At 70.8% G+C, this 21767-nt stretch carries 18 protein-coding genes; 7 read left to right on the forward strand and 11 right to left on the reverse strand.

Features of this window, described 5'->3' with window-relative positions; genetic code table 11:
• Positions 1-136: 136 nt before the first annotated feature.
• The 3 genes from dmpG to ACFO6S_RS19910 are packed head-to-tail and all read right to left on the reverse strand — an operon-like array spanning position 137 to position 2927.
• On the reverse strand, positions 137-1165 hold the full coding sequence (gene dmpG / locus ACFO6S_RS19900; protein WP_378419710.1) for a 4-hydroxy-2-oxovalerate aldolase: 1029 nt from the start codon (positions 1163-1165) through the stop codon (positions 137-139).
• Positions 1162-2106: an acetaldehyde dehydrogenase (acetylating) gene (locus tag ACFO6S_RS19905; protein ID WP_378419711.1), complete on the reverse strand. Its 945-nt coding sequence runs from the start codon at positions 2104-2106 to the stop codon at positions 1162-1164. Before ACFO6S_RS19905 ends, dmpG begins: the two co-directional genes overlap by 4 nt.
• Positions 2103-2927 carry a 2-keto-4-pentenoate hydratase gene (locus ACFO6S_RS19910; RefSeq protein ID WP_378419712.1) on the reverse strand — a complete coding sequence of 275 codons (825 nt, stop codon included), beginning with the start codon at positions 2925-2927 and terminating at the stop codon, positions 2103-2105. The genes ACFO6S_RS19905 and ACFO6S_RS19910 overlap by 4 nt, the downstream gene beginning before the upstream one ends.
• A gap of 69 nt (positions 2928-2996) precedes the next feature.
• On the opposite strand from ACFO6S_RS19910, the gene ACFO6S_RS19915 reads away from it, so the two are divergent.
• Positions 2997-3758, forward strand: coding sequence for an IclR family transcriptional regulator (locus ACFO6S_RS19915; RefSeq protein WP_378419713.1), 762 nt, complete (start codon positions 2997-2999; stop codon positions 3756-3758).
• Positions 3759-3777: 19 nt separating this feature from the next.
• Here the strand turns inward: ACFO6S_RS19915 and ACFO6S_RS19920 are convergent, their stop codons facing one another.
• Both ACFO6S_RS19920 and ACFO6S_RS19925 read right to left on the reverse strand, forming a co-directional pair.
• Positions 3778-4692, reverse strand: a complete 915-nt coding sequence (locus ACFO6S_RS19920; RefSeq protein ID WP_378419714.1) for a hydroxymethylglutaryl-CoA lyase — start codon at positions 4690-4692, stop codon at positions 3778-3780.
• Position 4693: 1 nt separating this feature from the next.
• Positions 4694-5917, reverse strand: coding sequence for a CaiB/BaiF CoA transferase family protein (locus ACFO6S_RS19925; RefSeq protein ID WP_378419715.1), 1224 nt, complete (start codon positions 5915-5917; stop codon positions 4694-4696).
• A 279-nt stretch (positions 5918-6196) separates the two neighbouring features.
• On the opposite strand from ACFO6S_RS19925, the gene ACFO6S_RS19930 reads away from it, so the two are divergent.
• Positions 6197-6601, forward strand: a complete 405-nt coding sequence (locus ACFO6S_RS19930) for a DUF7144 family membrane protein (protein ID WP_378419716.1) — start codon at positions 6197-6199, stop codon at positions 6599-6601.
• A gap of 61 nt (positions 6602-6662) precedes the next feature.
• Complete coding sequence (locus tag ACFO6S_RS19935; RefSeq protein WP_378419717.1) at positions 6663-7571, forward strand: hypothetical protein; 909 nt, start codon at positions 6663-6665, stop codon at positions 7569-7571.
• Between the two features lie 91 nt (positions 7572-7662).
• On the opposite strand, the gene ACFO6S_RS19940 is transcribed toward ACFO6S_RS19935, so the two are convergent.
• Entirely contained in the window at positions 7663-8703 is a 1041-nt protein-coding gene (locus ACFO6S_RS19940) for an aspartate-semialdehyde dehydrogenase (protein ID WP_378419718.1), read from the reverse strand.
• A gap of 2 nt (positions 8704-8705) precedes the next feature.
• A complete protein-coding gene (locus ACFO6S_RS19945; RefSeq protein ID WP_378419719.1) occupies positions 8706-9974 on the reverse strand; it encodes an aspartate kinase in 1269 nt (422 codons plus the stop codon).
• A gap of 119 nt (positions 9975-10093) precedes the next feature.
• Here ACFO6S_RS19945 and ACFO6S_RS19950 point away from each other — a divergent pair, with 119 nt between their 5' ends.
• On the forward strand, positions 10094-11314 hold the full coding sequence (locus ACFO6S_RS19950; RefSeq protein WP_378419720.1) for a low temperature requirement protein A: 1221 nt from the start codon (positions 10094-10096) through the stop codon (positions 11312-11314).
• 34 nt (positions 11315-11348) lie between these two features.
• On the forward strand, positions 11349-12902 hold the full coding sequence (locus tag ACFO6S_RS19955) for a bifunctional 3'-5' exonuclease/DNA polymerase (protein ID WP_378419721.1): 1554 nt from the start codon (positions 11349-11351) through the stop codon (positions 12900-12902).
• A gap of 6 nt (positions 12903-12908) precedes the next feature.
• On the opposite strand, the gene ACFO6S_RS19960 is transcribed toward ACFO6S_RS19955, so the two are convergent.
• Complete coding sequence (locus ACFO6S_RS19960) at positions 12909-13565, reverse strand: GAP family protein (RefSeq protein WP_378419722.1); 657 nt, start codon at positions 13563-13565, stop codon at positions 12909-12911.
• A gap of 29 nt (positions 13566-13594) precedes the next feature.
• A complete protein-coding gene (locus ACFO6S_RS19965) occupies positions 13595-14929 on the reverse strand; it encodes a DUF1254 domain-containing protein (RefSeq protein ID WP_378419723.1) in 1335 nt (444 codons plus the stop codon).
• 147 nt (positions 14930-15076) lie between these two features.
• On the opposite strand from ACFO6S_RS19965, the gene ACFO6S_RS19970 reads away from it, so the two are divergent.
• Both ACFO6S_RS19970 and ACFO6S_RS19975 read left to right on the forward strand, forming a co-directional pair.
• The gene (locus tag ACFO6S_RS19970; protein ID WP_378419724.1) at positions 15077-16753 is read left to right on the forward strand and encodes an FUSC family protein; all 1677 of its coding nucleotides are present in this window, start codon (positions 15077-15079) and stop codon (positions 16751-16753) included.
• A 65-nt stretch (positions 16754-16818) separates the two neighbouring features.
• Entirely contained in the window at positions 16819-19170 is a 2352-nt protein-coding gene (locus tag ACFO6S_RS19975) for an arylsulfatase (protein ID WP_378419725.1), read from the forward strand.
• A gap of 68 nt (positions 19171-19238) precedes the next feature.
• Here ACFO6S_RS19975 and ACFO6S_RS19980 read toward each other — a convergent pair whose 3' ends face one another.
• Together ACFO6S_RS19980 and ACFO6S_RS19985 are read right to left on the reverse strand one after the other, a co-directional pair.
• Complete coding sequence (locus ACFO6S_RS19980) at positions 19239-20099, reverse strand: LLM class F420-dependent oxidoreductase (RefSeq protein ID WP_378419726.1); 861 nt, start codon at positions 20097-20099, stop codon at positions 19239-19241.
• Between the two features lie 4 nt (positions 20100-20103).
• Entirely contained in the window at positions 20104-21756 is a 1653-nt protein-coding gene (locus ACFO6S_RS19985; protein ID WP_378419727.1) for a SulP family inorganic anion transporter, read from the reverse strand.
• Positions 21757-21767: the final 11 nt, after the last annotated feature.

The raw sequence follows: 21767 nt of genomic DNA on the forward strand, positions 1-21767 counted from the left end.
CCGCGGATGAGGGCGCCCGCACCTGTGCGGACGGGCGTCGCGGCGGTTCGACGCGTCAACAAGGAACGGGGCGCCCGGTCACGGCCTTCGGCCACGACCGGGCGCCCCGCCCGGATCCTTACAGCTGCACAGAGGCTCAGGCGCTGGCGCCGTCACGCTCCGCGACGAGGTTCAGCGCGATGTCGACGAGCATGTCCTCCTGGCCACCGACCAGCTTGCGCTTGCCCGCCTCGAGCAGCAGGGTGCGCACGTCGATGCCGTAGCGCTGCGACGCCGTCTCCGCGTGCCGCAGGAAGCTCGAGTACACGCCTGCGTAGCCGAGGGTGAGGGTCTCGCGGTCGACGCGGACCGGCCGGTCCTGCAGCGGCCGGACGATGTCGTCGGCGGCGTCCTGCAGGGCGAACACGTCGCAGCCGTGCTTCCACTCGTGCAGGTCCGCAACCGCGATGAAAGGCTCGATGGGGCAGTTGCCCGCACCGGCGCCGTGCCCGGCGAGCGACGCGTCGACGCGGAAGACGCCTTCCTCGACCGCGACGACGCTGTTGGCCACCGACAGGGAGAGGTTCTCGTGGGCGTGGATGCCGATCTCGGTGCCCTCGTTGAGGACGTCCTTGTAGGCACGGACCCGGTCACGGACGCCGTTCATGGTCAGGCGTCCGCCCGAGTCGGTGACGTAGACGCAGTGCGCGCCGTACGACTCCATGAGCTTGGCCTGCTTCGCGAGCTCCTCGGCGGGCGCCATGTGGCTCATCATCAGGAAGCCGGAGACGTCCATGCCGATCTCGCGGGCGGTCTCGATGTGCTGCGCGGAGACGTCGGCCTCGGTGCAGTGGGTGGCGATGCGCACCGAGCGCACGCCCAGCTTGTAGGCGTGCTTGAGCTCCTCGATGGTGCCGACACCGGGCAGCAGCAGGGTGGTCAGCCGGGCGTTCTGGATGGACTCGGCCGCGGCCTCGATCCACTCCCAGTCGGTGTGCGAGCCCGGGCCGTAGTTGACGGAGCCGCCTGCGAGGCCGTCACCGTGCGCGACCTCGATGGCGTCGACACCGGCGGCGTCGAGGGCCGACACGATCCGCTTGACGTCCTCCGGCGAGATCCGGTGGCGCACCGCGTGCATGCCGTCCCGGAGGGTGACGTCCTGGACGAAGATGGTGGGGTTGCTCATCGGGTGGCTTCCTTCTTCTGTGCGATCCGCTCCGCGATCTGCTGTCCGGCGGAGGTCATGATGTCGAGGTTGCCCGCGTAGGCCGGCAGGTAGTGGCCCGCGCCCTCGACCTCGAGGAAGATCGAGACCTGGTGGGTGGGGCGGTTGCCCTCGACGACCAGGGTCTCGACCGGCTGGTCGGCGGGGATCTCGGTGATCTGGACCTGCTGCTTGAGCCGGTAGCCGGGCACGTACGCGGAGACGTCGCCGACCATCTTCTCGATGGACTGACGGATCTCGTCGTGCGTCTCCGGGTTCGGGGCGTCGACCAGGCAGAACACCGTGTCGCGCATGATCAGCGGCGGCTCGGCGGGGTTGAGGATGATGATCGCCTTGCCGCGCTTGGCGCCGCCGACGGACACGATCGCGCTGGACGTGGTCTCGGTGAACTCATCGATGTTGGCGCGGGTACCCGGGCCTGCCGACTTGGACGCGATCGACGCCACGATCTCGGCGTACGCCACCGGGACCACCCGGGAGACGGCCGCGACCATCGGGATGGTGGCCTGGCCACCGCAGGTGACCATGTTGACGTTCGGGGCGTCGAGGTGGTCGTCGCCGTTGACCGCGGGGATCACGAACGGGCCGATGGCGGCCGGGGTGAGGTCGATCATCCGCTTGCCGAGCGGGACGAGACGGTCGTTGTTCACGACGTGTGCCTTCGCCGACGTCGCGTCGAAGACGATCTCGATCTCGTCGAAGTTCGGCAGGGCGACCAGGCCCTCGACGCCCTCCGCGGTGATCGGCACGCCGAGGGCGGCGGCGCGGGCCAGTCCGTCCGACGCGGGATCGATGCCGACCATGGCACCCATCTCCAGGTACTCCGAATGGTTGAGGACCTTGATCATCAGGTCGGTGCCGATGTTGCCCGATCCGATGATCGCGACCTTGACTTTGCTCATGCTTCCTTCTCTTCCACGAATCGAGCGGTAACGGTGCCGAGTCCGGACACGGTGACGGTGACGGTGTTGCCCGCGGCGACGGACGCCATCGGGCCGAGGGCACCCGAGAGGATGACCTGACCGGCGAGCAGCGGCTGGCCGAGATCGCGGGCGGCGCGGGCGAGCCACACCACCGCCTCGATCGGGTCGCCCAGGCAGGCCGCGCCGGTGCCGCTGGAGACCTCGACGCCGTCGACCTCCATCGACATGGTCACGTCCACCGGGGTCACCTCGTCGAGGGTGCGACGCTCGGTGCCGAGGACGTACACGCCGGACGACGCGTTGTCGGCGACGGTGTCGCCGAAGCGGATGTCCCAGTTCTCGACGCGGCTGTCGCAGATCTCCAGGGCGGCGACGGCGTAGTCGATCGCGCCGCGGACCTGGGCCGCATCCAACGGGCCCTCCGCGAGATCGGCGGCGAGCACGAACCCGACCTCACCCTCGATCTTGGGCTGGATCAGCCGGCTCATCGGGATGTCGGAGCCGTTCGCGAAGTCCATGTCGTCGAACAGGACGCCGAGGTCGGGCTGGTTGACGCCGAGCTGCTGCTGGACGGCCACCGAGGTCAGGCCGATCTTGCGGCCCACCACGCGGGCGCCCGCGGCCAGCCGGCCGTCGTTGACCCGCTGCTGCACGGCGTAGGCGGCGGCGAGGTCGTCGGCGCCGATCAGTTCCCGTACCGGCGCGCAGGGCACGCCGGTCGCGGCGGCGGCCGCGAGGCGGTCCGCGGCGGCGGCGACGTCGGACTCGCTCGCCGCGATAGAATTCGTGGTCTGGCTCATGACGACAACTGTTACCGCACCAGAGCTGGCGCACCAGCCATTCGTCTCACTCAGCGATACGCTCGGACAATGTCCGGTCCCGCGAACCTCAACACCGTCCTCGGCAAGGCGGTGACGATCCTGCGCTCCTTCCGCCCGGAGGACCAGGCCGTACCCCTCGCCGAACTCGTCCGGCGGACCGAGCTGCACAAGGCGACCGTGCACCGCCTCGCCGGCGAGCTGGTCGCGAACCGGCTCCTCGACCGCGTCGACGGCGGCTACCGGCTCAGCGGCGGACTGTTCGAACTCGGCATGCTCGCCTCGCTCGAGCGCAGCCTCCTGGAGATGGCGATGCCGTTCCTGCAGGACCTGTACGAGCGGACCCACGAAACCGTGCACCTCGGCATCCGGGACGGCCACGACGTCGTCTACGTCGCGAAGATCGGCGGCCACCGCCAGGCCAACGCCCCGTCCCGCACCGGCGGCCGGATCCCGTTGCACTGCTCCGCGATCGGCAAGGCGCTGCTCGCCTACTCCGGTCCGGCGCTGCAGCGGGAGGTGCTCTCGGCGCCGATGGTCCGGCGCACCCCGCACACCGTGGTGGCGCCCGGCATCCTGCGCACCCAGCTGACCCGGGTGGTCGAGACCGGGGTCGCGTTCGAACGCGAGGAGTCGGCGCTGGGCATCACGTGCGTGGCGGCCCCGGTCCTCGGGCGCGACGACGAGCCGGTCGCGGCGATCAGCGTCACCGGCCCGACGAGCCGGTTCCGGCCCGAGCTGCACGTCTCCGCGGTGCGCGCGGCGGCCGGGAGCCTGGGCAGCACCTTCGTCCGCCGCGACCAGCTCCGCTGACCACCACCCGGCGGGCCGACTACCGCATCCGGTCCCCGGCGCGCAGCAGGTTGCTGGGCACCGAGTGCCCCACCACGCCCTGCGCGACCCGGGCGGCGTCGATCGAGCGTTGCAGGTCGACGCCGGTCTCGATGCCCATGTCCTGCAACAGGTAGACCAGTTCCTCGGTCGCGATGTTGCCGCTGGCACCCGGGGCGAACGGGCAGCCGCCCAGTCCCCCGGTCGACGCGTCGAGCCGGAGCACGCCCGCGTCGACCGCCGCGACGGCGCAGGCCAGTCCCGCACCGCGGGTGTTGTGGAAGTGCGCGCCGAGCTCGACCGGCCCGACGCGTTCGCGCACCGCCCCGATCAGCCGCCGCACCCGCACCGGGGTGGCGGTGCCGATGGTGTCGGCGATCGCCAGCTCGTCGGCGCCGAGCTCGACCGCCCGCTCGACGATCCGGAGCACCCGCTCCGGCGGCGTCGGGCCGTCGAAGGGGCAGTCCCAGGCGGTCGCGACGATGACCTCGACCCGCCCGCCGGCGTCGTGCACCACGGCGGCGACCTCCGCGACCTGCTCCGTCGCCTCCTCGGTGCCGATCCGCACGTTCGCGCGGCTGTGACCGTCACCCGCAGACACCACATACTCGAGGTCGGTGATGCCGGCCGCGACGGCCCGCCGCGCGCCGTTCGGGCTGGCGACCAACGCGGAGAACCGCACGCCCGGCCACCGGTGCAGCTGCGCCGCGACCTGCTCGGCGTCGGCCATGCTCGGCACCGCCCGGGGCGAGACGAAGGCGGTGGCCTCGACGCGTCGAACCCCGGTGGCGACGACGGCGTCGAGCAGCAGCGCCTTGGCCGCCACGCTCACCGGCGCCTCGTTCTGCAGCCCGTCACGCAGGCCCACCTCCCTGATGTCCACGCGCACAGGAGCTTCCGATACGACACCGGCCATCTCAGATCACCCCCGCGGCGCGCAGCCGGGCCTGGTCCTCGGCGTCACGGCCGAGCAGTTCGCGGTACACCTCGGCGTTGTGGGTACCGGGGACCGGCGGGCCTGCGGACCGCACCGATCCCGGGGTCGCGCTGAGCTTGGGCACCACCCCCGGGCCCCGCACCGCCGCGCCGATCCGTTCGTCGTAGTGGTCGACGATCATCTCGCGCGCCAGCAGCTGCGGGTCCTCGACGACGTCGGCGACGGTGTTCACCGGCCCGGCCACCACCCCGGCATCGGTGAGCCGGTCCACCAGCGTCGAACTATCCTGCTCGGCAACCCATTTCGATATCAGCTCGTCGAGCTCGTCCTGATTGCGGCCGCGGGCCACGTGGTCGGCGAACCGCGCGTCGGCGGCGAGGCCCGGCTGCCCCATCACCGCACACAGCCGCGCGAACACGGTGTCCTGGTTGGCCGCGATCACCACCCAGCTACCGTCGCGGGTGGCGTAGAGATTGGACGGCGCGATGCCCTCGAGCCGGGTTCCGGACGGGCCGCGGACAATTCCGCCGCGGTCGTAGTCGGGGATGGTGGACTCCTGCACCGCGAGGCACGCCTCGTTGAGCGCGACGTCCACCACCTGGCCGCGTCCCGTGGCAGTGCGCGCGACCAACGCCGCCAGCACCCCCTGCACCGCGAACATGCCGGCGAGGGTGTCCCCGAGGGACAACGCGATCCGCGGCGGCGGCTGATCCGGGTAGCCGTTGAGGTGCCGGAACCCGCTGACCGCCTCGGCCACCGAGGCGTACCCGGCACGGCCGGCCAGCGGTCCGGTCTGGCCGTACCCCGAGACCCTCGCCAGCACGATGCCCGGATTGCGCTGCGCAAGCGTGTCGTACCCCAGGCCCCACCGCTCGAGAGTGCCCGGCCGGAAGTTCTCGATCACCACGTCCGACTGCGCCACCAGGTCGAGGAACACCTGCTGGCCGTCCGGCACCCGCAGGTCCAGGGTGATGCACCGCTTGTTCCGGGCGTGCACCGTCCAGAAGAAGTGGTGGCCGTCCTGCTCGGCCTGACCCCACGTGCGCAGCGGGTCCGGCCGGTCCGGCGCCTCGATCTTGATGACGTCCGCGCCCAGGTCGCCGAGCAGCCGGCCGGCGTAGGGGCCGGCGATCAGCGACCCCAGTTCGAGCACCCGGATCCCGTCCAGTGCCCCCGTCGTCGATGCGTCCTGTCCACCGTTCATCCGTCGAGTGTGCACCTGTTCCCCGATCCACCCGGGCGATGCCCCCGCAGCGACACGCTCGGCGGCGTCCTCACCCGCTCCGGGTGACGCCGAACCGGTCGCGGGCTCCTAGCGTCGACGCCATGTCGAACGAACATCACCCGTCGTCCGAAGGCGGCACCAAGGTCGTGGCCATCGTCGCGCTGGTCGCCCTCATCCTGACCACCGCACCGGTCATCGTCGCGCTCTTCCTCTGATCCGACCGCCGCCGTCACGCACTCCCAGAACGAAGGAACCCCCATGGACGACAGGACCCCCGGAGGCTGGGGCGTATTCGCCGGCCTGATGCTCCTCATGATCGGCACCTTCAACGCCATCGAGGGGATCGTCGCGCTCACCGCGCCCAGCCGGATCTTCGCAGGCGAGGAGAAGCTGGTCATCCTCGACTACGACCGCGCCGGCTGGATCCTGATCATCTGGGGCGTCCTGCTCCTGATCGCCGGGATCGGCCTGCTGGCGGGCGCCACCTGGGCGCGGGTATTCGGCGTGACGCTCGCACTGCTCAACGCGATCGGCCAGCTCACCTGGATCGGTACCCAGCCCTGGCTCTCGGTCATCCTGATCGCCCTGAACGTCGGCGTCATCTGGGGCCTGACCGTCGGGTGGCCGGCGGACCGCGCCCGCACCTCGAATGCCATCGCCTGACCTGGACGACCCCACCGACCACGGCCGGCCGCGTGTCCCGGACGTCGAGTTGACTGTCCCCGTGACGAAGCAACCGAAACCCCCGCGGAAGTCCTCGAAGCTCTCGGTCGCCGTGGCCAAGGAGGCCCTGGAGGTCCAGAAGCAGACGGCCCGGGGCTGGCTGAAGCGGACCTCGGTCGGCCGGACGGTCGCGCGGACGATCCAGGCGATCGTCGACATCGAGCTGGCCGACCGGGCCATGACGCTCGCCGCGCAGGAGTTCATCTCGGTGCTGCCGGTGATCATCGCGGTCGGCACCATCGGGAACCTCGACCCGGTCGCGGGCACCATGACGGATCAGTTCGGCGTCAACCCCTACGCGATGGGGCTGACCACCGCGACCGCCGACGCCGTCAGCGCCGACTCCCCCACGTTCGCGACCTTCGGCGTGTTCGGTCTGCTCATGGTGATCCTGTCCGGCACGTCGTTCGCCCGGGCGCTGGGCCGGCTCTACGGCCGGGTCTGGGACATCCCGACGCTGTCCATCCGGCGCGGCTGGCGGTGGGTGGCCGTGCTGTTCGCCGTGGCGATCTCCGTCGGCCTGATCAGCGGCACCCGGCACCTGACGGGGGTGAACTGGTTCGACGTGCCACTTGCCTTCGCCCTGGAACTGGCCATCTGGTTCGCACTGTGGACGGCGGTGCCGTACCTGCTCACCGAGGGTCGGCTGGCCGGTCGGTTGCTGTGGGCGACCGCCGCACTGACAGCCGTCGGGCTGGCGGTGGTCCGGATCGCGGGCCGGGTCTACCTGCCACTGGCGGCCGACTCGGCGCAGAGCAAGTTCGGTTCGCTCGGCCTGGTCTTCACCACCATCAGCTGGATGTTCGTGCTGTCCGGGGTGATCGTCGGGTCCGCCGCGATCGTCAAGGCCCTGGCGCTGGACGAGGGCATCGTGGGCCGGGTGCTCCGCGGCGGACCGGGATCGGCCTGAGCGGTACCGGCTCGCGGCGCGCGCAGACAACCCACGAACGCATGCGGGCCGGTCACCTCGAGGAGGTGACCGGCCCGCATGACGTCGACGGCTACTTGTTGACGAGCAGCTCGGCGATCTGGATCGTGTTGAGCGCGGCACCCTTGCGCAGGTTGTCGCCGCAGACGAACAGCGCCAGTCCACGGCCACCGGGGACGCCCGGGTCCTGACGGATCCGGCCGACCAGCGACGGGTCGGAGCCCGCCGCCTGCAGCGGGGTGGGCACGTCGACGAGCTCGACGCCCGGCGCGTCCGCCAGCAGTTCCTTGGCGCGCTCGACGGACAGCGGGTTGCCGAACTCGGCGTTGATCGCCAGGGAGTGCCCGGTGAACACCGGGACCCGCACGCAGGTTCCGCTGACCAGCAGGTCGGGCAGGCCGAGAATCTTGCGGCTCTCGTTGCGCAGCTTCTGGTCCTCGTCGGTCTCGCCGCTGCCGTCCTCGACCAGCGCGCCTGCCAGCGGGATCACGTCGAACGCGATCGGCGCGACGTACACGTTGGGCTCGGGGAACGCGACCGCGCCGCCGTCGTGCACCAGCTTCTCGGCGTCGCCGATGACCGCGCGAGCCTGCGAGGCCAACTCCTCGACGCCCGCGAGCCCGCTGCCGGACACCGCCTGGTAGCTGCTGATGATCAGCCGCTGCAGGCCTGCCTCGTCGTGCAGCACCTTGAGCACCGGCATCGCGGCCATCGTGGTGCAGTTCGGGTTGGCGATGATGCCCTTCGCCGGGCTCAGCGCCTCCTCCGGGTTGACCTCGCTGACGACCAGCGGGACCTCGGGGTCCTTGCGCCAGGCGGACGAGTTGTCGATCACCGTGGCGCCTGCGGCGACGAACCGCTGGGCCTGCGCGCGCGAGAGCGTGGCACCGGCCGAGAACAGCGCGATGTCGATGCCCGCCAGGTCCTCGTCCGAGGTGGCCGCGGTGTCTTCGACGACGATCTGCTCGCCGCGGAACTCGATCGTGCTGCCTGCCGAGCGGGCGGAGGCGAAGAAGCGCACCCGGTCGGCGGGGAAGTTGCGCTCCTCGAGCAGCGTGCGCATGACGGCGCCGACCTGCCCGGTCGCGCCGACCACTGCAATTGTCAGTGCCATCTCTAGCGTCCCGTTCCCGCGTGGACGACGGCCTCTTCGGCGCCGCCCAGATCGAATGCCTTGTGGATCGCGCGCACCGCGTCGTCGAGATCCGTGTCCTTGACCAGCACCGAGATCCGGATCTCGGACGTGGAGATGAGATCGATGTTGATGCCGGCCTCGGCGAGCGTCTCGCAGAAGGTCGCGGTGACGCCGGGGTGGCTCTTCATGCCGGCTCCGACGAGCGAGACCTTGCCGATCTCCTCGTTGAAGAGCATCTCCGAGAAGCCGATCTCGGCCTGCAGCGCGGTCAGCTTCTCCACGGCGGCCGCCAGGTCGGACTTCGGCAGGGTGAAGGTGATGTCGGTCTTGCCGGTCTCCACCTTCGAGATGTTCTGCAGCACCATGTCGATGTTGATCTCGGCATCGGCGACGGCCCGGAACACCTTGGCCGCGTAGCCCGGCACGTCGGGCAGGCCGACGACGGTGACCTTCGCCTCGCTGCGGTCGTGAGCAACGCCGGTGAGGATGGCTTCTTCCACTGGAATGTCCTCCATCGATCCGGACACCATGGTGCCGGGCTTGGTGGTGTACGAGGAACGCACGTGCACGGGCACGTTGTAACGACGGGCGTATTCGACGCAGCGCAGCATGAGCACCTTCGCCCCGCACGCGGCCATCTCCAGCATCTCCTCGAAGGAGACGGTGTCGAGCTTCTGCGCGTCGGAGACGATCCGCGGGTCGGCGCTGAAGATGCCGTCGACGTCGGTGTAGATCTCGCAGACGTCCGCGTCGAGCGCGGCGGCGAGGGCGACCGCGGTGGTGTCCGAGCCGCCCCGGCCGAGGGTGGTGACGTCCTTGCTGTCCTGGCTGACGCCCTGGAACCCGGCGACCAGCACGATCGAGCCCTCGTCCAGCGCGTCCCGGACCCGTCCCGGGGTGACGTCGATGATCTTGGCGTTGCCGTGCGCACCGGTGGTGATCACGCCGGCCTGCGAACCGGTGAAGGAGCGGGCCTCCTCGCCGAACGAGTGGATCGCCATGGCGACCAGCGAGTTCGAGATGCGCTCCCCGGAGGTCAGCAGCATGTCCATCTCACGCGCCGGCGGACCCGACGGGCAGACCTGTTGTGCCAGGTCAAGCAGCTCGTCGGTGGTGTCGCCCATGGCCGAGACCACGACCACCACGTCGTTGCCCGCCCGTTTGGTCTCGACAATCCGTTCGGCGACGCGTCGGATGCGCTCGGCAGATGCCACCGAGGATCCGCCGTACTTCTGCACGACGAGCGCCACGCCAATCAACCTCCGGGTCGGGGAACAGGTACGAAGTCCAGTTCGTCAGCTTACCGACGGCATCCGACACGGTTGCGTCAGGCACCCGTCACCTTTCCTATCGGTGGCAGCATGGGCGGGTGGACACCCCAAGACGCGTCCGACTGCAGGCCACCTCGGACCGCTCGTCGGTCTCTCCCCTGGAGCTGTTCTTCGATCTGGTCTTCGTCTTCGCACTGACCGGCGTCACCGGCCTGATCGCCGACGACACGTCTGCAAGGAGCCTGATCCGCGGGCTGCTCGCCATGGCCGTGGTGTGGTGGTGCTGGATCGGCTACGCCTGGTTGGGCAACGTGATCCGCGCCGACGAGGGCTTTGCCCGGGTGTCCCTGTTCTTCGCGATGGGCGCGATGTTCGTCGTCGCGGTCACCATCCCGGAGGCCTTCGACGACCTGCCCGGCGGGCTGCCCGGCCCGGTGGTGTTCGCAGTCGGCTACTTCTTCGTCCGGCTGATGCACGTGGTGACGTTCTGGCTGGCCAGCGCAGGCGACCCGCAGCTGCGCGGGCAGATCCTGCGCTTCGTCCCGTCGATGGCCACCGGCACGGTCCTGCTGCTGGTGGCCTCGCAGCTCAGCGGCGCCGCGCAGACGGCCATGTGGGTGGCCGCACTGGTCGGCGACTACCTCGGCACGCTGGTCGGCGGCGAGGGCTGGCGACTGAACTCGCCGAGCCACTTCGCCGAGCGCCACGGCCTGATCGTGATCATCGCGCTCGGCGAGTCGATCGTCTCGATCGGCGTCGGGGTGACGCATCTGCCGGTGTCCTGGCCGATCATCGTCGGGGCGATGCTGGGCCTGGCCGTCTCCGGCCTGCTCTGGTGGGCGTACTTCGACACCACCACCCTCGCCGCCGAGCGGGCCCTGGCCGCGGCGACCGGCGAGCGGCAGATCAGATTGGCCCGGGGCGGCTACAGCTTCCTGCACCTGCCGATCGTGGTCGGCGTGGTGTTGCTGTCCGTCGGCCTGAAGAAGGTGCTCAACTACGCCGGGGACGACAGCCACCACTCGCTCACCGACCCCCTGCACGGCCTGCCGCTGGTGGCACTGCTCGCCGGCCCGGCGGTGTACCTCCTCGGGCTGGCGGCGTTCAAGGCCTACGTCACCGGGACGATGGGGGCCGTCAACCTGCTCCGGATCTCGACCGCGGTGGTGCTGCTGGCGCTCATCCCGGTCGCCGGTCGACTGCCTGCACTGGCCGCCCTCGGCCTGCTCGCCGCGGTGCTGCTGACGCTGGTCTCCTACGAGACGATCCGGTACGCCGCGCATCGCGAGCAGATCCGGCACGGCGAGAGCCCGGCCTAGTCCACGCGGTCCGCGGCACGGCACACTGGGGCCGATGAGGATCGTGTTGGTGCCCGGGCCGGAGCACACCTGCGCGACCCGCACCGACGACGACGGCCACCCGCTCGGCGCACCCCTGACCTTCCCCGACCCGGTCGCCGCGGTGCGCGCGCTCGAACCCGGCGAGCACCCGCGCTGGGTGTGGCCGGACACCGCGACCGTCTACCCCGCGGTGCTGCGCGCCGGACTGACCGTGCGGCGCAGCCACGACCTGGCCCTGACCGACGCGCTGCTGCGCACCCGGGCCGGCCGGCCACCGGCCGAGACCGCGGCGACGGCCGACGACCGCCCGGGGCTGTTCGACGTCACCCCGGCCCGCGACCCCGCCGAGGTGCTCGCCGAGCACCTGGACCAACTAGACCGGATCGGGACGGACCCGCGGCTGCGACTGCTGGTCGCGGCGGAGTCCGCGGGCGCGCTCGCGGCGGCGGAGATGGGCCACACCGGGCTGCCGTTCTCCGCGCGCACGCACCACGAATTCCTCACCCGCACACTCGGTCCGCGCACGACGGGCGACGCGGTGCCGCAGCGGATGCTGGCGGTGGGCGAGGAGATCAACGCCGCCTTCGGTCGACGGGTCAACCCGGCCTCGCACCCCGAACTGGTGGACGCGTTCGCCCGGGACGGCGTCGAACTCACCTCCACCCGGGCGTACCTGCTGCGCGAGGTCGACCATCCCGCCGTCGAACCGTTGCTGCGGTACCGGGACCTGGCGAAGCTGTACAGCACCAACGGCTGGGCGTGGCTCGAGTCCTGGGTGCGCGACGACCGGTTCCGGCCGGTGTACGTACCTGGCGCCGTGGTCTCCGGCCGCTGGGCGAGCCGCGGCGGTGGCGCACTGCAGATCCCGAAGACGGTGCGCACCAGCGTCATTGCCGATCCCGGCCACACCTTCGTGGTGGCCGATGCCGGGCAGCTGGAGCCGCGCATCCTGGCGGCGATGTCCGGCGACAGGCTGATGGTCGCGGCGGCGGGCGCCGACGACCTCTACCAGCCGGTGGCCGACGAGGTGTTCGCCGGAGACCGGGCCAAGGCCAAGGTCGCCATCCTCGGGGTGCTCTACGGCGCGACCGCGGGCGAGGCCCGTTCGCTGCTCGCGATGCTGCGCAAGCGCTTCCCGGTCGCGGTGCAGTACGTCGAGGAGGCGGCCCGGGCCGGCGAGCGCGGCGAGGTGGTGCACTCGTGGCTGGGCCGGGCCTGTCCCCCGCCGGACGATTCCTGGTGGTCCGAGGGCGACGCGCACGCCCGTGGCCGGTTCACCCGCAACTTCGTCGTCCAGGCCACCGCCGCCGAGTGGGCGCTGTGCCTGCTGGCCGAGCTGCGACGCCGGCTCGCCGACGACCGCGAGCACCGCGACGCCGAACTGGTGTTCTTCCAGCACGACGAGGTGGTGGTGCACTGCCGCGACGCCGACGCCGACGCCGCGACCCGGCACGTGCTCGACGCGACGGCCGCGGCGACCCGACTCCTGTTCGGCGACACCGCGGTCCGGTTCCCGATGGATGTCGGGGTGCGACCGTGCTACGCCGACCCGGAGGACGAACAGTGACGGGCTCTAGATCAACGCCAGCACACCACGGATCGTGAACAGCGCACCGAACCCGAGGAACACCGCCACGCCGAGTTCCTTGTTGCGACTGACCATCCAGTTCTTCGCGGTGTCCAGCCCGCGCCGCGCCCGGTCCCCGAGCAGCAGGTAGGCGCCGATCGGCACCAGGAAGTCCAGGCTCGCCGCCAGCACCAGCAACACCGTCCCCAACAGGGCCTGCGGCCAGGTCGAGTCCGAACTGGAGATGATGGTCATCCCCGAGAGCATGATGAACAGATTCGGATTGAGGTTCGCCAGGACCAACCCGATCGCGAACGACCGCCGCGGCGTGGCCTCCTCCAGTTCGACGATCCACTTCGGCTTCTCCGCACCGAGTTTCGTCCGCCTCGCCAACTGGACGAAGCCGACGACCAGGAAGAGCACGCCGACGCAGACCCCGACCCAGTGCGAGACGGTCTGCGAGGTCGCCGACTGGTCGCCGGCCCCGCCCAGCAGTGCCGCCACCCCGATCACCGTGTACACCAACAGGAATGCGGCGCCGAAGCTCAGCGCATTGCGGATCGGCTCGTGCGACTGCAAAAGCAGCACACACCCCGCGATCGCGGCGGGCGTGATGATCAGGCCGATCATCTCCGGCAACAACAACAGCAACAGATCGCCCACAGTGACCCTTCTTTCTCAGGAAAAGCGTTTCAGGCCTTGACGATCGGCGGGATCGTGTAGGTGCCGTCGAAAACCCCTTCGCGCGGGCCGTACATCCGCAGCAACGGCCGGAACCCACCCGCCGGGGTCGGCAACCAGTTCGCCCGCGAGGCCGCGTCGGCGGGCGGGGTCGCACTGAGCGTGAGAACCAGTGAGCCGTCCTCGCCGTACACCAGCCCGGGGGTGCGGTCGCCGATCGAGTACCGGTCGATCTCGTTGGCCACCAGGTAGTAGTCGGGTACGTCGTACATCGTCAGTGACCAGAACGCGTCCACCGGCGGCGTCTGGGTGAAGGTCAGGGTGTAGCTGCGCTCACCTGTCAGCTCGTCGCCGTCGCCGTCCAGGTAGACCGGTGAGTACGCCGCCTCGTAGCCGTGGTTGCCCCACAGCCCGCCCATCGCCGCTGCCGCCCGCAGCCCGATTGCCTTCGTGCGGTCCGCGATCCGCCACTCCGGCGAGTCGATCGTGCCGATCTCGAAGAAGTCGTCGTTGTAGTCGAAGACGTGGAAGGGCTGGTGCCACCCGTTGACGACGGCGTCCCCGGCGCCGGACTTCAGCGCGGCCACGATCCCGTCGTGGCCCGCCTTCGCGCCGGCCGTGAGTGCCGCGACCAGGTCGTCTTCGGCCGCCCGGTACGGGCTGACCCCGGCGTCGAGCAGGCCGAGCGGCGCGAACGCCTGCTGCAGCGGAAGGTCCCGCGCGGCGGGTGGATAGGCCTGCAGGTAGACCCGCAACTGCTCCCAGAACGCCAGCGCCTCCGGGACTGCCGGGTCGGGCTGCGGCAGGCCCGGCGCGGGCTCCTGGTTACCGAGTGGAGTCAGGGTCAGCTGCTGCTGCAACCCCCGCACCCGCGGCAGGTCCGCCGCGCCGTCGCACGCCCACCGGCCGACGATCGACGCGACCGCCGTGGGCACCGAGACGGCGGTGACACCCTCCGGGACCTCCCCGGCCCAGCCGGACGGAGCCAGCAGGTACCGGCCGCGGGCCGTCCCGGTGGCCCGCTTGCCGATGTAGGCGAAGTTGTCGGTCCAGGCATCCACGAACTGCAGTACGTAGTAGGCGCCGGCGGTGTCCGGGACGTCGAGCAGGAGCGGCCCGTTCGTCAGGTCCAGCTGACACATCGAGTACACGGTGTCGTTGTTGATGGAGACGAAGGTGTCCTGCGGCCCGGCCAGCGTCGCAGCGTGGCTGAACTGGTTGAACGGCGCCGCCGGGTTCGACCCGACGCCGGTGGTGACGTAACGCCGCACCTGCTCGAGGTTGAACACCAACGGAAATCCGTAGACATAGGCCTTTGCGGCCAGTTCCTCGAGATCCATACTCACGACGCGCTCCTGTTCGACGGCAACTGTGCCCATCGCAACAGGACACCGCCGCCGACGCCTCACCCGCCGGGTGTGAGCCGGTCCGCGGCACGGCGGTCACTACCATCGTTGACGTGCCAACTCCCCCGTCCCACCCGGCCGCGCCGCGTGCCTGAGTCGCACGGCCCGCCGTCGCCGGCACCCGCTCGACAGGTCCTGTTCGGGCTGCCGCCCGCCGGACGCCGCTGGCCCGGCGCCACCCGCGCGGCCTTCGCGATGGGGATCCCGGCGCTGGCGGCGGTCGCCCTCGGCTACCCGCAGCAGGCGCTGACCGTCACGATCGGCGCCTTCGCGGTGATCTACGGGGAGGGCAGGCCTTACCGCGCGCGGTGGAAGGTGGTCGCGCTGGCGGCGCTGGCGCTGGCGGCCGCGTCCTGGGCCGGCGGTCTCGTCGGCGAACCGGTGCGCGACGCCATCGCCGACGGCGAGTCACCGGCGCTGCTGATGTGGGTGGTGCTGGTCATGTCGGCGGTCGCGGTGGTCGGTACGTACACGGTCGACGCCCTGCGACTCGGCCCGCCCGGCGTCTGGTTCATCGTCCTCACCACCCAGATCGGCGCGCTGAACGTGCAGTCCGGCATGAGCCCGACCGGGATCGCCCTGTGGTGCGCCCTCGGCGGCGCCAGCGCGGTGGCCGTCTCGATGGTCGGCGCGCTGCGAACGCCGCACGGGCCGGAGGTGGCGGCGGCCGCGGCGGCCACCACCGCGATCGACGACTACGTGGCCCGGCAGGCCGCGGGCCGGGGCTCGCCCGCGCTGCGGCATCGGGCGGCGCAGCTGCTGCAGGTGGCCTGGCAGAGCCTCTACGACGGCGGGCTGGTCGCCCGCGGGCACCTGCTGGTCGAGGTCCTCGCGGCCGCCCAGGTGCGGCTGTCCGGCGCCATCCGCCGGGACCCCGGCCTTGACCCGGACTCGGATCTCGACGACGTCCGGCCCCAGCCGCCGATGCCCCGGCCGGGGGTGCGGTACCGGTTCCTGCGGGCCCTGCACCCGGACTCGCACGCCTGGACGGCGGCCACTCGGGTGCTGGTGGCCTGCCTGGTCGCCGGGGGCGTCACCGTCGCGATCGGGACCGACCGGCCGGACTGGGCGGTGATCACCGCAGTGCTGGTGCTGCACCAGGGGCCGGACCGGATCCTCGGCACCTACCGGGGCATCCACCGGGTCGCCGGGACGGTGGTGGGGGTGCTGGTCTTCGCGGTGCTGTTCTCCCTGCACCTCAGCGGGGTGTGGCTGGTGCTGACGGTGATGGCGCTGCAGTTGCTCTTCGAACTGTTCGTCTCCCGCAACTACGGTGTGGCGGTCGTCTTCATCACCCCGCTCGCCATCCTGATCGGCAACACCGGCCAACCGCACGCCGCCGTCGCACCGGTCGTGTGGGAACGGCTGGTGGAGACGGCGATCGGCGTGACCGTCGCGCTGGTCGTGCTGTGGACGGTGGACCGCCGCGCACACCGTCGCGTCCTGCGCTGGACCGACCGACGGGTCGCGCTGTTCACGGGACTGACCCTGCAGGCGCTGCGTGCCCCTGCCGACGACGACGCGTTGCTCCCGCTGCGCCGCGACCTGACCTTCGAGTTGCACAGTTCGTCACTGGCGGGCATCGACGCCGCCCACAACGAACCGGCCTGGGCGGCCGCCCACTGGCCCGCCCACACCGACCTGCACCACCTCGGTTTCGACGTGCTGGCCGGATGCTGGTCCGCCGCGGCGGGGCGCCCACCCCACGACGACGAGATCACCGGGTGGGAACGACGGCTGGCGGAATTCGCACGCAACGGGTGAGCCGCGGCGCCGCGGCCGTGCCTAGCGTCGACGGGGACTCGTTGTCGACTGGAAGGAACCACCCCATGGCCGAGGAACTCCCCGGATCCGTGCTCCCCATCCCGGACCAGCAGTACCAGGGGCCGCTGTTCTTCGACGCCAAGCACCCCGAGGCGAAGCTGCCGCCCATCGAGATGAAGCGGCCACCGAAGGGCGCACCGAACGTCCTGCTGATCCTGCTCGACGACGTCGGTTTCGGTGCGTCGAGCGCGTTCGGCGGACCCGTGCACACCCCGACCGCCGAACGACTGGCCGCCGGCGGCCTCAAGTACTCCCGGTTCCACACCACCTCGCTGTGCTCCCCGACCCGCGCCGCCATGCTGACCGGCCGCAACCACCACGCGGTGGGAATGGGGCACATCACCGAGACCGCCACGCCCGCACCGGGTTACCGCTCAACCCGGCCCAACTCCTGCACCCCGTTGGCGGAGATCCTGCGCCAGAACGGTTACAACACCGCGCAGTTCGGCAAGTGCCACGAGGTGCCGGTGTGGGAGTCGGGCCCGACCGGCCCGTTCGACCACTGGCCGGCGTTCAGCGGATTCGAGCGGTTCTACGGGTTCATCGGCGGCGAGACCAACCAGTGGCAGCCCGCGCTCGTCGACGGGGTCTCCGCGATCCTGCCGCCGGACGACCCGGACTACCACCTGATGCCCGACCTCGCCGACAAGGCCATCGACTACATCAAGCAGCAACAGGCCCTCACCCCCGACAAGCCGTTCTTCACCTACTTCGCGCCGGGCGCCACGCACACCCCGCACCACGTGCCGAAGGACTGGATCGCCAAGTACAAGGGCAAGTTCGACCAGGGCTGGGACGCGGTCCGGGACGAGACCTTCCGCAAGCAGCTGCAGCTCGGCGTGATCGGTGCTGACTCGGACCTGACGGCCCGCCCCGACGGCATCATGGCCTGGGACGACGTCCCCGCCGAGCGCAAGCCGATCCTGGCGCACCAGATGGAGGTGTACGCGGCCTTCCTGGAGTACGCGGACTTCCACGTGGGCCGGGTGGTGGACGCCGTCGAGGAACTCGGCGAGCTGGACAACACCCTGATCCTCTACATCATCGGCGACAACGGCGCCTCCGCCGAGGGCGGCCTCGAGGGCACCTACATGATCACCACCGCCTCGAACGGCGGCGGCGAGTACGAGACGGTCGAGTTCTGGAACGAACACCTCGACAAGATCGGCGGACCGGAGGCCTACAACCACTACGCCGTCGGCTGGGCACACGCGATGTGCACGCCGTACCAGTGGACCAAGCAGGTGGCCTCCCACTACGGCGGCACCCGCAACGGCACGATCATGCACTGGCCCGGCGGCATCGAGGCCAAGGGTGAGATCCGCACCCAGTGGCACCACGTGATCGACGTGGCCCCGACCATCCTCGAGCTGGCCGGACTCGCCCAGCCGCACACCGTCAACGGCGTCACCCAGGTCCCGATGCACGGCACGTCGTTCGCCTACTCGTTCAACGACTCCCGCGCCGACGAGCGGCACAGGACGCAGTACTTCGAGCTGATGGGCAACCGCGGGATCTACCACGACGGCTGGACCGCGGTCACCAAGCACCGCACGCCGTGGGACGTGGTCGCGCAGGCCCCGGACTTCTCGCTGGACGTGTGGGAGCTCTACGACACCACCACGGACTGGACGCAGGCGCACGACGTCTCGGCGCAGCACCCGGAGAGGCTCGCGCAGCTGCAGCAGCTGTTCATCATCGAGGCGGCCCGCTACAACGTGCTGCCGCTCGACGACCGGGCCGCGGAGCGGATGAACCCGGCCATCGCCGGCAGGCCCACCCTGGTGCAGGGCGACAAGCTTCGGCTGTTCGAGGGCATGACGCGGCTGAACGAGAACGTCGCGATCAACATCAAGAACCGCAGCTACTCGGTGACCGCGCAGGTCCAGGTCCCCGAGACCGGAGCCGAGGGCGTGGTGGTCACGCAGGGCGGCCGCACCGGCGGCTGGTGCCTGTTCACCGAGGGCGGCAAGCTCGGCTACCACTACAACTACTGCGGCCTGCGCCGGACGACGGTGCTCTCGGAAGAGGCGCTCTCACCCGGCGAACACCAGGTGCGCGTCGAATTCGCCTACGACGGCGGCGGAATCGGCCGCGGCGGTACCGCGACGCTGTACATCGACGGCGACGAGGCTGGCAGCGGGAAGGTCGAGCGCACCCACCCGCTGTACTTCTCGTTCGACGAGGGCCTGGACGTCGGCATCGACACCGGGATGCCGGTGTACGAGGGCTACAAGACCGAGCGGGGCAAGTTCAACGGCAGGATCGACTGGGCCGACATCGTGCTGGGGGACGACGACCACAGCCACCTGATCGACCCGGAGGACGCCCTCGCCGCGGTGCTCAAGCACCAGTAGGCGCTACGCGCTCGTGCGCGGTTGACGGGTCCGGGGACCCCGTAACCGCGCACGAGCGGCGGAGCCGCCTACGGGCAGCGGCGTGCGAGCGCCGTGGCCCAGTCCGCGGCCGCGTCGGGGTCTTCCGGCGGGGTCTCGACGAGTACGAGTTCGTCGATGCCCAACTTCGCGAGCGCGGCGCCGTCGCCCGGGCCCGGTTCCCGCAGCGCGACTGCCAGCCGCAGTTCGTCGGGGTCGCGACCGGCCTCACGGCACAGCTCACGCAGAACACCGGTCCGCTCGGCGACCTCGTCGACGCCGTCGAGGTTGAAGCCGTACCAGCCGTCCGCCCAGGCCGCGACGCGACGCAGCGCCCCGTCGCTGTTGCCCCCGAGCACCACCGGGATTCGCCGGTCGCGGACCGGCTTCGGGTTGACGCGAACCGCCTCGAAGCCGACGAACTCGCCGGCGAACGACGCGATGTCCTCGCGCCACAGCGCCCGCATGGCGGCGACGTACTCCGCGGTGCGCCGTCCCCGACGCTCGAACGGAACCCCCAGTGCCGCAAACTCTTCGCGCGACCAGCCGACACCCACGCCCAGCGTGAGCCGGCCGCCGCTGAGCCGGTCCAACGTGGCCGCCTGTTTGGCGACGAGCACCGGGTTGTGTTCGGGCAGCAGCAGCACGCCGGTGGCGATGCCGATCGTGTGGGTGGCCGCGGCGGCGAAGCTGAGCCCGATCATCGGATCCAACCAGTCCGCGGCAGCGGGCACCGCGATCCGGCCGTCGTCGGCATACGGGTAGCGCGAGTGCGACCGGTCCGCCATCACCACGTGCTCCCCCGACCACAGGGTCGCGAACCCGTTGTCCTCGGCGGCGACCGCGACCGCGTCGATCACCTCTCGGCGGGCGCCGGTGCCGATCCCCAGTGCGTGCAGTCCCAACCGCACCGTCTCACGCCCCGCCCGCCGTGCAGCGCACCGCGTCGTCGACGGTCCCGAAGGTCCGGCCCGACTCCGCGAAGTGCCGGCCCAGCTCCGTCTTGCGGGCAGTCTCGAGGTCGCGCTGCGGGACGTCCGCGAAGTAGATCGTGACGCCGCGGTCGGACAACTCCTGCTCGAGGTCCCGGATGTGGTGCATCACGGTGGTGGTGACCTTCCACGCCCGGGAGCAGTCCAGCACGACGGTCTTCGCGCCTGCCGCGTCGATGCGTTCCCGGATCGCCGTGACGTTGGCCAGCACGTTGGCCGTGTACAGGGCCGAATTGATCCGCAGCACCAGCGGATCGGCCGGATCGGTCGGAGCATCCTCGTCACCGCCGACCCACCGGCCGTCCGCGCCGCGGCGTAGCTGCACCACGTGCGGCCGGTTGAGCTCGCGCAGCACCAGGTACAGCGTGAACAGCACCCCGACCGCGACCGCGGGCAGCAGGCCTGCCGTCAGTCCGATCAGCGCCGTCGCCAGCGCAATCGCGAACTCCAGCTTGTTGATCCGCCAGAACTGTCCGAACGCGCCGATGTCCACCAGCCCGAGGGTCGCGACCACCACCATCGCACCGAGCGTGGCCTGTGGCAGGTCACTGAGCACCGGGGCCAGGAACAGCGCCACCAGCACCGCCAGCGCGGCGGTCACCAGCCCGCTCGCCTGGGTGCGCGCCCCCGCCCGCAACGCGACCGCCGTCTGCGAGAACCCGCCGGCCGGCGGCAGGGTGTGGAAGAACGCGCCCGCCACCGAGGCGACGCCGTTCGCCAGCATCTCCTGGTCGCTGTCGATCTGCGGCTCGCCCGGCCTGCGCACCCCGCGCGCCACGGACACCGTCTCGAGGAAGGCCATCGCCGCGATCGCGAGCGCGCCGGGAATCAGCGCGCCGATATCGTCGAGGCTCGGGATTCCCGGGAGTGGAATACCCTGTGGCACTTCCGCGATCAGCTCCACCCCGCGGCCGTCCAGGCCCGCGAACGCGACCAGCGCGATCCCGACCGCGACGACCACGAGCGGTCCGGGGATCCGGGGCGCCAGCCGCGACATCGCGTACAGGGCACCGATGGACCCGGCGGCCAGGAGCACCGTGGCGCCGTTCGCGTCACCGATCTGACGCAGCGCCGACCACACCACCCGGAAGAATCCCGTCGCGTCCGGATCCGAGGGCACGCCGAGCAGCTTCGGCAACTGACTGGCGGCCACCGTCAACCCGACGCCCACCTTGATCCCGACCAGCGTCGCCTCGTTGATGTTCTCGATGATCGACCCGAGCTTGAGCACGCGCGCCAGCAGCAGGATCACGCCGACCAGCAGGGTCAGCGTCATGAGCGAGGTCTGCGCGTCCTCCGAACCGGCCGCGATCCCGGCCCCGATCATCGTCGACGCCGTCAACAGCGCGATCGTCGACGTGGTGCTGACGCTGACCGCCCTGGCCCCGCCGAGCATCGCGTACACGACCATCGGCACCATGCAGGTGTACAGGCCGATCTGCACCGGCAGGTCCGCAATCGTCGCGTAGGCCATCGCCTGCGGGATCACCACGGCCCCGGCACTGAGTCCGGCGACCACATCGGCACGGAGCCAACGCTTCTGGTACCCGACGAGAGTCGGTGCGAGCACTGCCACCCGTGTCTCCC

Origin of the sequence: Rhodococcus kronopolitis, from assembly GCF_042654025.1 — a bacterium.
In the GTDB taxonomy this organism is placed as follows: domain Bacteria; phylum Actinomycetota; class Actinomycetes; order Mycobacteriales; family Mycobacteriaceae; genus Rhodococcus_G; species Rhodococcus_G kronopolitis.